The organism is Lutibacter sp. (assembly GCF_041562875.1).
GTDB lineage: Bacteria > Bacteroidota > Bacteroidia > Flavobacteriales > Flavobacteriaceae > Lutibacter.
This window is the reverse complement of sequence record NZ_JBFFOE010000034.1, coordinates 1-13,340: the sequence shown is the minus strand read 5'-3', so window position 1 is coordinate 13,340 and position 13,340 is coordinate 1. Positions and strand designations below refer to the sequence as shown.

Annotated in this window: 5 protein-coding genes; all 5 read left to right on the top strand. The window is 30.6% G+C overall.

Annotated elements, in window-relative coordinates:
• Positions 1-2: 2 nt before the first annotated feature.
• Positions 3-719 carry a DNA repair protein RecO gene (gene recO, locus ABY863_RS06660; RefSeq protein WP_372793481.1) on the top strand — a complete coding sequence of 239 codons (717 nt, stop codon included), beginning with the start codon at positions 3-5 and terminating at the stop codon, positions 717-719.
• A 2-nt stretch (positions 720-721) separates the two neighbouring features.
• Entirely contained in the window at positions 722-3,175 is a 2,454-nt protein-coding gene (locus tag ABY863_RS06655; RefSeq protein ID WP_372793480.1) for a TonB-dependent receptor plug domain-containing protein, read from the top strand.
• 357 nt (positions 3,176-3,532) lie between these two features.
• A complete protein-coding gene (locus tag ABY863_RS06650) occupies positions 3,533-8,227 on the top strand; it encodes a LamG-like jellyroll fold domain-containing protein (protein WP_372793479.1) in 4,695 nt (1,564 codons plus the stop codon).
• Positions 8,228-8,789: 562 nt separating this feature from the next.
• Entirely contained in the window at positions 8,790-9,779 is a 990-nt protein-coding gene (locus ABY863_RS06645) for a T9SS type A sorting domain-containing protein (protein WP_372793478.1), read from the top strand.
• Between the two features lie 552 nt (positions 9,780-10,331).
• Positions 10,332-13,340: MopE-related protein (locus ABY863_RS06640; RefSeq protein ID WP_372793477.1), on the top strand; the 3,009-nt coding region annotated here is incomplete at its 3' end.

Below are 13,340 nucleotides of genomic sequence, written 5' to 3'. Positions count from 1 at the left end.
TAATGATTGAAACCACCAAGGCTATAGTTTTAAACACCATTAAATACGGTGATACAAGTTTAATTACTACGTGTTATACTCAAAAAAGTGGAGTAAAAACGTATATGCTTAGAGGTGTTTTAAAGGCAAAAAAGGCAAAAATAAAATCCGCTTATTTCCAACCTTTAATGCAGCTTAATTTAACAGCAAATCACAATAATAAAGGAAATTTAAACTCGATTAGAGATTTAGAAGTTTCAAATTTTTACAATGCAATATATACTGACATAAAAAAACAAACTATAGCTTTATTTTTGGCTGAAATATTATATTATTCAATACGTGAAGAAGAACAAAACAGTACGCTGTTTCAATATTTAGAAAGCTCATTTTTATGGTTAGATGCGCATGATAATATTTCTAATTTTCATTTGTTATTTTTATTAAATTTAACGAAGTATTTGGGGTTTTATCCCGAAACTGGAAATGTAGAAAATTCGTATTTTGACTTGTTAGAAGGAAGGTTCACCAAACACCATAATTACAATACGGTTACAGGAGATAATTTAGTACAATTTAAAAAGCTTTTAGGCATAAATTTTGATGTAATACATCAGGTTAATTTTAATGCTGAAAACAGACAAGCAGTATTGTCTATTTTAGTTCAATATTATGAATTACATTTGGAAGGCTTTAAAAAACCAAAATCTTTAGAAATATTAAAGTCTGTATTTAGCTAATTATGAGAGTATTATATATTGTTTTTCTTTTTTTTATCACAGTTTCTGCAACATCTCAACAAGTAAAAGTATTAGATAGAGATTCTGATTTTCCAATTGAAAATGTGACTATCTATAATGATGCAAATAATAAGATAGTTTACACAAATAAAAAAGGAATTGCAGATTTAACTGCGTTTTTAAATTCAGATATAATTTCATTCAATCATTTAGGGTATATTGAATATGAAATTTTAAAAAAAGAACTTGGTATAATTGAGTTTGTGGTATATTTAAGTAAGAATTCTGAACAATTAGATGAAATAGTTTTATCAGCTTCAAAAGGAAAAGAAAGTAGAAGCAGAATAGCCGAACAAATAGATATTATTTCAAAAGAAGAAATTAAAAGAATAGCCCCACAAACCTCAGCAGATTTATTAGCTAATTTGCCAGGTATTAAAGTTCAAAAAACTCAATCAGGTGGTGGAAGCCCTGTTTTAAGAGGAATGGAAGCGAATCGTGTCTTATTAGTGGTTGACGGAGTTAGAATGAACAATGCAATTTACAGAACAGGACATTTACAAAATTCTATTACAGTTTCTCCAAATATTATTGATAGAACAGAAGTTATTTTTGGACCTTCATCAGTAATTTATGGATCGGATGCATTAGGTGGCGTAATTCATTATTATACAAAAACCCCAAAAATTAGTAATAGAAGTGAGATTAATACTTCAATTTATTCACGTTATAGTTCGGTTAATAATGAGTTTACAACAGAAGGAAATGTTGAACTTAGAAATAAAAAGTGGGCTTCTTATACAAGTATTTCACACAGTGATTTTGGGGAGTTAAAAATGGGTAAAAACCGCACTCATGGTTTTGCTGATTGGGGAAAAGTTTTTAATTATTCAACAAATACAAATACATTTTATAGCTTAAACTCGGTTGTTAATCTGGATTCGAATATTCAAAAAAATACAGATTACAATCAAACCGATATTCTTCAGAAAATTGCAATACCGCTTTCAGAAAAAAGCGATTTAACGGTTAATTTTCAATATTCAACATCGTCAAATATTAATAGGTTTGATAATTTAGCAACCTACTCAGGTGATAAATTGAAATTTGCAGAATGGTATTATGGACCTCAAAACAGGTTGTTATTGTCTTCACAATTAAAAATTGAACCGAATAAAAAATGGCTTCAAAACGGAACTTTAACAGCTGCTTATCAGAACATTAAAGAATCTAGAATTGATAGAAAATTTTCAAGTTTAAATCGTTATTATAGTTATGAAAATTTAGATGTTTTTAGTTTAAATGGAGATTTCTTTGTTCCACTAACAAATTCTAAAGATAGAATTTTGTCATATGGTTTTGAAGTAACTCATAATGAAGTAGATTCAGAAGCATTTGGAAGAACTTTAGAAGTAAATGAGAATACAATTGTTGGTTTAGGTGAAAAATTTATTGAGCAATCACGTTATCCAGATGGCGGAAGCACCTATACGAGTGTAGCTTCTTATGTGAATTACAGACAAGATATTAGTGCAAAATCAACATTAAATACAGGAATTCGTCTTACCAATACATTATTAACTGCAAAATGGAATGATAACACATTTATAACCTTACCAGATGCTGATATTTCATTAAATAATTCAGCAATTACAGCAACCATTGGTTATGTATATAAACCAACTATAAACTTGCAATTAAATAGTATAATAGCATCGGGATTTAGATCACCAAATATTGATGATGTTGGTAAAGTTAGAGAGAAAAATGGAGATGTTACAGTGCCAAATATCTACCTAAAACCAGAATATGCTTATAGTTTTGAAACAAGTGTTTTAAAATATTTTAATAACCGAAAATCTCATGTTGGTTTAAATTTATATTACACACTTCTAGACAATTATATAACACGTGATTATTTTGAAATAAATAACTCGTCTACAATAATATACAATGGTGAAGAAGGTAATGTAATGGCAAATGTCAATAAAAATAATGCCTATATTATTGGAAGTACTTTTAGCTTTAAAGGGAATATAAACGTTAATTGGAGTACTAAAGCTTCATTAACATACACAAAAGGGAAAGCTTATGATACAAATTTACCATTATCATCTATTCCTCCTTTATTTGGAGATATAGAAATCAGTTACAACTACAAAAATTTACAAGCTGGTTTAAATTGGAAATTCAATGCTAAAAAAAGTATAAATGATTATAACTTAGTTGAAGGAATAGATAATGAAGAACAAACTCCCTATAACAGCTTAACAGACAGTTATTACGGAAACCCAAGTTGGAATACCTTTAACTTTAATTCTAACTATAAAATTAATAACAGTATTAAAGTATTTATGAATATTGATAATATTTTTGATGTTCATTACAAAGAATTTGCATCTGCAATTAGCTCACCAGGACGTAATTTATCACTATCTTTTTTGTTGGAAATATAACTTCATGAATAACAAATATTAAATTAATTTTGAACTCTATTTTTATTTTGTTACTTTTTAAATATCACATTAAGTTTATAATATTTGTACCATTTACACGTTTTAAACAACCATTTACATAAATACAACAACCGTTCATTTAAAATATTATTGCTTTACCTTAGGAGGTTTCATGTTTTTTTACTAAATTAGTGGTCTTAAAAACCCCAATCTCATGAAAATATGCCCTTAAACTATTTTATGAGTTTTAAAAAATGAACTTATAATAGATAGTGAATTATAATTAAATAGAAAAAATAGAACCCCTTAAAAAAGTTTTATTTAATTTTTTCAAATATCAAATAACCCCTTATATATATGAAAACAATAATTACTTTATTAGTTCTGTTTTTTTTGTTTTGTACTAGTATTTTTTCACAAACTACAATTATTCACCAAGCAGACTTTGAAACTGTAGGTAATGATGGCTGGACAGATGGAGGTACAGATGCATCTGATACAAACATTACTGCATATTCAGGCAGTTGGAGTTTAACTGTAAGAGATGATACGAGTACTTCTAATTGGACAAGCCCTTCCTTTGCTCTTTCAGCTTATGATAAAGTAGATTTTAAGTTTTTCTTTTCTACTGGAGGTTATGATGCCGATGAAATTTTTTACATTGAGTATAGAGACAACAGTGCTGCATCATGGAATATTATTGCATCTTATGCTGCAAGAAATATTAGTGATAAGAATGCAGATTTTCAAAGTGGTGATTATCCTTCCACATTTTATGCAAAAACAGCTACTATTTTTAAAACGACATCTATTTTTCCTATTGCATCAACCGCTCAATTTAGAGTTAGAAGTAATTCTAATTTAGATTCTGATTTAATTTATTTTGATATGGTTACCATTTCGGGTACAACATACAAAACGCCAACAATAGGCCCAGGAGGAATTACAAATAATTTAGATTTATGGTTAAGAGCAGATAAAGTTGATGGAATAACAATAGCTTCTGATGGAAGTAATGTGAGTAAATGGGTGGATAATGGAAAGGGAAATGATGCGGAGGTAGTTGTAAGTGGACAAGAACCAGTTTACAGAAACAGTGTTGCAAAAAATATGAATTTTAATCCTGTAATTGATTTTGAAAATAACAATAATACGTCAGGTGCAGACATGTCGTACATAAATACGCGAGATGAGCTGAAAGGGACAGGTGGTTTTAATAGTAATGATATTTTTATGGTAGTAATGCCAGATCCAACCATTACCACTTCCATGATTCCAATGGATGCATTTACAAGCACAGACCCAATAGGTTCAACCTATTCTGAAGATGTCACTGGATTTGGGTATGGAAGTTATACAGCTCGTTTTAACGGTGAATTATTTACGTATTGTATTGGTGTAACAAGTAGTGGAAATGGATATGGAAGATGTGATTTAAGTGGGTCAAATAATTATAACCAATTAAGCATTATGAATGTTAGACAAAATAGTACCAATACTGATATGGCTATTTATCAAAATGCAAATAAAGTTGGAAATACAACTAATGATATTAGTAAATATGCTATGGTAAATAATACAAGATATTGGTTAGGTAGAAGTCAGTATTGGAATGGGAGTTTTGATGGAAGAATTGCGGAGGTTATTACCTATTCTACTCGTAAAAATGATGTGACAGAACGTAACAGAATTGAAAGTTATTTAGCTATAAAATACGGTATTACTTTAGGTATTAATGGCACAAGTCAAGATTATGTAGATTCTGCAGGTAATGTTATTTGGGATCAATCTGCAAATGCTGGTTATAATTATGATATAACAGGTATTGGTAGAGATGATGACTCTGCCTTAAACCAAAAACAATCTAAAAGTGTAAATTCTGATTTTGATGGTACAGGTCAAATAAGAGGTTTAGTAACTATGGGATTATCCAATATTTATGCTACTAATAGTGAAAATGTTACTGCCAATGCTACTACATTTAATAATAAAGAGTATTTAACATGGGGGAACAATAATGGAAATTTAGACAATGCGCCCAATGTAGTAAATGTTGATATGAGTGATGGAATTGCGGGTTTATCTACACCTGTATCTTTTACAGGTATGGAAAGAGTATGGAAAGTGGTAGAACATGGAGGTGATATACCAATGGTAAAAGTTTCAATACCAAAAAATGCAGTACGAAATATTACTCCTCCGGGAAGTTATTTAATGTTTATATCTAGTACAGGTGTTTTTGATCCAACAGCAGATTATAGGGTAATGACAGATGATGGGACTAACTTAGAAGCAGAATATGATTTTGATGCTACAAAATACATCACATTCGGTTATGCACCAGAAACAATAGTAGAGCGTTCCATTTATTTTGATGGTGTTGTAGATTATATAGATATGGAAGATGCCCTAGATTTAAACGCATCAGAATTTACAGTGTCAGCTTGGATAAAGAGAGGTGCTAATTCAGCCAATACTTCAATTCTTTCCAAACGAGATGCAACTTATACCGAAGGATACGATTTTAAAATAACTAACACGGGTCTTTTACAAATGGTATGGAATGGAGGAACACAAATAGTAACTTCTTCTACAGTTATTCCTCAAAATAAATGGCACCATGTTGCTGTTATTTATAATGGAGGAACTGCTACTTTATATATTGATGGTATAGCAGACGGAACAGTATCTTCATTAACAAACCCAGTAGCAACAACACAATCTTTTTATATTGCCGCAGCAGGAAAAAATACACCAACAGCGTTTTTTGAAGGAAATATTGATGAAGTGAGAGTTTGGGATGTAGCACTTTCAGAAGATCAGTTGCACTATATCATGAATCAAGAACTTGTAGATAAAAGTATTACAACAGGATTAACACCTTTACCATTAATAAGAGGTAATGTAATTCCAATTGCTATTCAAAAAAATGAAATAAGCACAATTCCTTGGTCTAACTTAGCTGGGTATTACCCTTTGTCTGTTTACACCTATACGAATACAAATGATATGTCTGGTAACGGTCATCAAGGTGCATTGAGAAATTTAGATACGGTAGATTGGCAAACAGCACCATTGCCATATGTCTCAAATGCTGACGGTGTATGGGGTACTCCAGCAACCTGGCTGAATAACACTATTCAAGATTTACCTAATGGTGTATCTATTGTAGATGGAGTAACACCGATTAATTGGAATATTGTGCAAACAGCTCATAATATTACCTCAGGAGATAAAGACATAACTGTTTTAGGGTTAATTTCTACATTAGGAAAATTAACTATTGCAGATCCTGTTGTTACTTCACCAGTAGAAAATAATGATGGACAAAGTTTAATAATAACCCATTATTTAGAATTAGATGGCGTTATAGATTTAGTAGGGGAATCACAATTAGTACAAACTGAAGGTTGCATTTTAGACCAAGACAGTGGTGGTTATATAGAAAAAGACCAGCAAGGAACTGCTAATAGTTTTAATTATAATTATTGGTCGTCTTCAGTTGGGCCTATTAGTGGTAATGCTAATGCTAGAGGAACTGGAATAGCTAGTATAAATAGCAATAGTATTCTTTCAGGAACTTTGTTAGATGGTACCGTTTCGGCAATACCACAAGGTATAACTTTTAACGCTTCCTATGCAGCAGCAGATTCTGGACCGTCAATACCAATATCAATTAGTTCTTTTTGGTTATATACATACAATGGAATAAGTGATAGTCATAACCCCTGGAATGCTATCAATCAAAACACACCTTTAATACCAGGAGAAGGATATACAATGAAAGGGTCTTCTGGTGCAGTAGCTTTAGCAACAAATCAAAATTATGTATTTAAGGGAAAACCAAATAATGGGACTATAACCTTGCCAATTATTGCTGGGAATGACCGACTTATTGGGAATCCTTATGCTTCAGCAATTGATGCAGATGAGTTTATTAAGGATAATATAAAAGAGACTATCAACAGTAAGGTTGGTAGAAATGGTGTAAATGTATTTAATGGAGCGTTGTATTTTTGGCATCATTTCGGCGAAGAAAACTCACACATTTTAAAAGAATATGTTGGGGGTTACGCAACCTATACATTAATGGGAGGTACAGAAGCAATATCAAATGATAGCCGTATTAATAATAACCTAAGTACAGGCGGAAAGGTGCCAGAGAGGTATATTCCAGTAAATCAAGGATTTTTTGTAAATGCCTATTTGCCTTCAAGTTTATCTGGCACTACAACAACGGTTGATGGTGGAGATATTATTTTTAAAAATAGTCAGCGAGTATTCCAAAGAGAAGTTTCAAATTTAGGAAATGGTTCCGTATTTTTTAAACCAACAATAAAAAAAATAATTAAGGCGGAAGCAATTTCAATCGATTCTAGAGAGAAAATTAGATTAATCTTTGATTCACCAGCTGGTTATCATCGTCATTTATTAATTGGCTTAGATAATAATGCTTCAAATGGTTTTGATATTGGATATGACGCTCCAATTTCAGATATTGGAAGTGAAGATATGTTTTGGATTGTTGATGAAGCAAAATTTGTGATTCAGGCTGTATCCAATTTTAAAAAACATCAAGAATTTCCAATAGGGTTAAAAATACAATCTGACGGATTGGTTAGAATTAAAGTTGATACATTAGAAAATTTCAATAAGAGTAAGTCAATTTTTATTAAAGATTACTTAACAGGCAAAACTTATGACATAAATAAAAAGGCTTTTGAAATTATTTTAAAAAACGGAGAGTATTTAGATAGATTTGCATTAACATTTACTCCAGGTAAAAAACGATTGAAAGAATTAACTATTGAAGATAAAGGGATTTATACTCATATGGATAATCAAGCTTCTAAATTACAAGTAAATAATACTATTGATACTGAAATAATTAACATAACCTTGTTTAATTATTTGGGACAAGTAATTGAAAATTGGAATCGTAATTTTAAAGAGAAGGAATTTTCAATCCCAATTTCACATGCACAGGGGGTTTATTTTCTTCAAATTACAACTTTAAATGGTACAATTTCAAAAAAAATAATAATTGAATAATGCATCTGAAAATTTATAAAAAGTTAACACTTAAACCTTAAAAAAAGTATCGATTTCTTAGTTTATTGAGCTTCACCGTTATAGTATGCAGAAAAATATCATTAAAAATTTGAATCTCTTTTTTTACAGTTAATAAAGGGATTACAAAAAAATTGCTAACTTTTAAAGTTTGTAATTATTTTTGTAAAAACGATTTTTATAATTAACCAAACTTAGGTTAATTATAAAAATACTACTTAAAAATCTAATTTTAAGTTTAAAAAAAATTAAAAAAACACCTCAAATTTATTAAAAATTAGAATAATTTACGTCGTTTATTTAAAACAAATGGGGTGTTTTTATAAACAAATGGTTTTCTTATTAAATTTTATAATTCAATTACATTGAATAAACGGCACGTTTTAACAACAAATGGTAAGTTTTTATAAACAAATGGTAAATAAACTGTTTTTTTAGTTGTTTTACCAATTTATATGCATAACTTTACATAGTAAATAAAAAGATAATTAAGTCTTAAACAAAAATATTTTTTTTCAAACTAACATCTTACAACTTTAATGTTATGAAAAAATCACTTACTTTACTCGTGTTATTTTGTTGTTTTTCAGCAACAACCTATTCTTTAAATACTAATTTGGATTTAAACTTCATAAAATATTCAAAAATTACCCACTTGGGTAATAATGAAACTTTACCCTCTCTAAAAACTTTAGCTACAGGTGATTTAAGGCCAAAATTTAGAATTGGGTTTAATGCGCCCCAAATAGATCATCGTCAAATATTATTAACTATTGATGAAAACACTACTGATGGTGTTGATTGGGGTTACGATGCACAATTATATCAACTTTTAAATGATGATATGTATTGGGTAATTAATAGCGAAAAATATGTAATTCAAGCAACAGGTAGCATTTTCATTGGTAAAGAAATACCATTAGGAATTAGTACCGTTGAAGGAGGAGCAATAACTATTGGAGTTGATGCGATTGAAAACCCAGTTGAAGGAATTAAAGTATGTTTAAAAGACAATGAATTAAATATAATGTATGATATTCAAGAAACTGATTATCAAATAACATTACCTGCAGGTGAATATCTTAATAGATACGTTATTACATTTGTAAGTACTGAAACTATTTTAAATGGGGATCCTATAGTTGTTGAAATAGATACAGATGGTGATGATGGAGGAAATGGGGATCCTATTATTGTTGAAATAGATACAGATGGTGGTGATGATTCAAGTGATGATTCTGCAATTGATATTGAAATAGAAAGCAACAACTCAAATAATGCATCAACAAACCATCAATTTTTAATGTATGTTGTAAATGGTAGTAACACATTAAATATTAAAAATCAAAAGTTAGTAAAAATTAATAACCTTGTTTTATATAATAGACTTGGGCAAGTAGCTCAAATTTGGGACAAAAATTTAAACTTAGAAAGAGTAAATTTACCCTTAAATGTAAAAGAAGGAATATATATTATACAAGCAACCACAGAAATAGGAAATATCTCAAAGAGAGTAGTGATAAGAAATATGTAGTTAAGTATTTTATATAAAACACGTTATGGTTTTCTATACAAAATACAATTTGTCTATTTCTAGTACTTAAATTAATGATATATGCGCTTTAAGGCATTAAGACTAAAGTTGTTGAATTCTAGGATTATTCAAAAATATTTTCTAACCTAAATGAAAATAAATCTATATTTTTAATATTTCTAAATTGTATTTTTAAGCTTTAATTTTAGTATTGAAAGATTTCATAAAAGTATTTGTACTACTGCTATTGAAATAGTAAAAGATATTTTATAATGAAGGAACATTATTCTGTGGGTAGCATTGAAGTCCAGTCCCCTTAGTTTTTAAGCCTTTTTCCCCTCTCTTATTAGTGAAGTAACAACTTTTTAAAATAGCTAACAAATTAGAGTAAGCATAGCTTCTTTTATGCTAAAACTCTATTATTTTATACTACTCTTCAATTTTTTATCTTAAGTTTATTTTGTGTGTATTAATAGGTAACATAATATTGTTTCATTAAATAAAAAAATAATAAATTTGTAGTTACCTTATTTAATTAAAATGAACAAATTTGTGAAAAAACTACTCAATTTTACGTTTCTATTTTTATTTACAATTTATTTTTATGGACAAAGTATTCCTCCATATTACAATGGAATTGATTGGAATTTAACAGAAAACGATTTATTTTTAGAATTAGCGACAAGAATAAAATCTAATAACACTCCAATACCTTATACATCTTCCTCAACAGATACGTGGGATGTTTTAAAGGAAGTGGATGAAGATCCAGATATAAGTGCAAATGTGCTTTTAATTTATGGATTTGATGATGATGATGGTAATTTTTTAACAGATAGAACTAGAGATAAAAACTTACAGGATGCAGGAGGTGGAACAGGCGTTTGGAACAGAGAGCATGTGTTTGCAAAATTTTTAGCAAACCCCAATTTAGATGAAGGATCTCCTGGCCCAGGAACTGATGTACACAATTTAAGACCTGCAGATAGAGATTGGAATTCTGAAAGAAGTTCAAGGAAATTTACAGATGGAAGTGGGAATTCTGGGATTGTTACATCTAATGGAGGTTGGTATCCAGGTGATGAATGGAAAGGAGATGTGGCACGTATTGTAATGTATATGTATTTACGTTATCATGGAACAGGAACTCAAATTTCTGAAACAAATTGTTTGCCAATAAATGTTGGTTTTGGAGACCCTTTAGTTATTGATAATAATATGATTGATTTGTTTTTAAGATGGAATTATGAAGATAAAGTTTCTGATTTTGAAAAACAAAGAAATCCAATTATTGAAGGAATTCAAGGAAATAGAAATCCATTTATTGACAATCCATATTTAGCAACTTTAATTTGGGGAGGATTAAATGCTGAAGATTTATGGTGGTCTGCAACTTCTTCTGATACTGAAGCTCCAACAATTCCGCTTAATTTAATAGAGGCTAATATAACTGATGAGTCTTTTGATGTTAGTTGGGATGCCTCAACTGACAATGAAGCAGTGTCGTACTATTTGGTATATGTAGATGGAGTGTACTTAAAATCGGTTTCAGCTCCTTCAACATCAACATCAATTATAAATTTAGATTCAAACACAACGTTTGCAATTACCATAAAGGCTCAAGATGCAGCAGGAAATGTATCAAATGAAAGTTTAGCTCTTAATGTTACAACATTAACGGGCCCAAAAATTTTATTTGAAGAGTACTTTGAGGATTGTGCAAACATTAATTTCTTTGCTTATAATGAAGCAAGTGATAAAAACTGGGTTTGTAATGATGGTATATTTGGAGAAAACAATTCGGGTTCATATGGAATTAATGGATATCAAGAAAATGTAGCAAGCAAAGATTGGTTAATTACCACCAACCCAATTAATTTTGATACTGATACAGGTGAAAAATTGAGTTTTTACACAGGTGCAGAATACGGAAGTAGCCCACTAGAATTAGTTTATTCACTAGATTATGATGGGGATGTTTCTAGTAATCCAAGTGATTTTACTTGGTCTCCAGTACCTAATATCACTATTCCAATAAAATCTAATACTAGTAGTACTTTAGAAGTTTTTACTTTTACAGATAAAGATATTAGTACTATTACAGGAACTGTTTATTTTGCGTTTAAATACTATTCAAATGGTGTTCCAACACGTTGGACAGTTGATAGTTTTGAAATTACAGCAGAATTAAACACAGATAGTGATGGCGATGGCATTCTTGATAATATTGACAATTGCCCAGCTACGGCAAACGCAGATCAAGCAGATGCAGATGGTGATGGAATTGGTGATGTTTGTGATAATTGCTCAACTACAATAAATCCAAACCAAGCTGATATGGATGGTGATGGAATTGGTGATGCTTGTGATGATGATAGAGATGGTGATGGATTTACAGTTATTGCAGGTGATTGCAATGATAATGATGCAACAATCTATCCAGGAGCACCTGAATTGTGTGATGGAATTGATAATAATTGTAATGGTTCTATAGATGAAGATTTTGATCTGGATGGCGACGGGTTTACTTCATGCGCAGGTGATTGTGATGACAACGATTCATCAATTTATCCAGGCGCACCAGAATTATGTGATGGAATTGATAATAATTGTGATAGTGTTATAGATGAAGGATTTGATTTGGACGGCGATGGATTTACTTCCTGTGCAGGTGATTGTGATGACAATGATCCATCAATTTATCCGGGAGCTCCTGAATTGTGTGATGGAATTGATAATAATTGTAATGGTTCTATAGATGAAGGATTTGATTTGGATGGCGACGGGTTTACTTCCTGTGCAGGTGATTGTGATGACAACGATCCATCAATTTATCCAGGCGCACCAGAATTATGTGATGGAGTTGATAATAATTGTAATGGCGTTTCAGATGAAGGATTTGTTGATACAGATGGTGATGGAATTGGTGACGACTGTGACCCTGATGATGATAATGATGGTGTTTTAGATGCTTCAGATCCAAATGATGCAAACCCTAATATTTGTGGAGATTCTGATAATGATGGTTGTGATGATTGCTCAATTGGGAATGATGGATTTGGACCGTTAGCAGATTTTAATCCAACAAATGATGGTACCGATACTGATGGAGATGGAATTTGTGATTCAGGTGATGCCGATATTGATGGAGATGGAATTCTTAATACAAATGATAATTGCCCAACCATTGCAAATACGGATCAATTAGATACTGATGGAGATGGAGTTGGAAATGTGTGTGATGAGGATGATGATGGAGATGGAGTTTTAGATATTAATGATAACTGTCCAACCATTGCAAATTCAGATCAATTAGATACCGATGAAGACGGAATAGGGGATGTGTGTGATACAGATGATGACGGAGATGAAGTTTTAGACATTAATGACCTTTGCCCAAGAACACCGATAGGAACTCTAGTAAATGCCTCAGGTTGTTTTACCTTACTACCAAATAATTTTAATATAGAAGTTACCAGTGAAACTTGTCCAAATAAAAATAACGGACAAATTTCAATTTCTGCAGCAGCATCTTATACGTATACAACAACAATTAATGGT

Bases quoted from the DNA above. Each gene is read 5' to 3' on its own strand.
- recO (WP_372793481.1), top strand. From the start codon at position 3: ATGATTGAAACCACCAAGGCTATAGTTTTAAACACCATTAAATACGGT.
- ABY863_RS06655 (WP_372793480.1), top strand. From the start codon at position 722: ATGAGAGTATTATATATTGTTTTTCTTTTTTTTATCACAGTTTCTGCA.
- ABY863_RS06650 (WP_372793479.1), top strand. From the start codon at position 3,533: ATGAAAACAATAATTACTTTATTAGTTCTGTTTTTTTTGTTTTGTACT.
- ABY863_RS06645 (WP_372793478.1), top strand. From the start codon at position 8,790: ATGAAAAAATCACTTACTTTACTCGTGTTATTTTGTTGTTTTTCAGCA.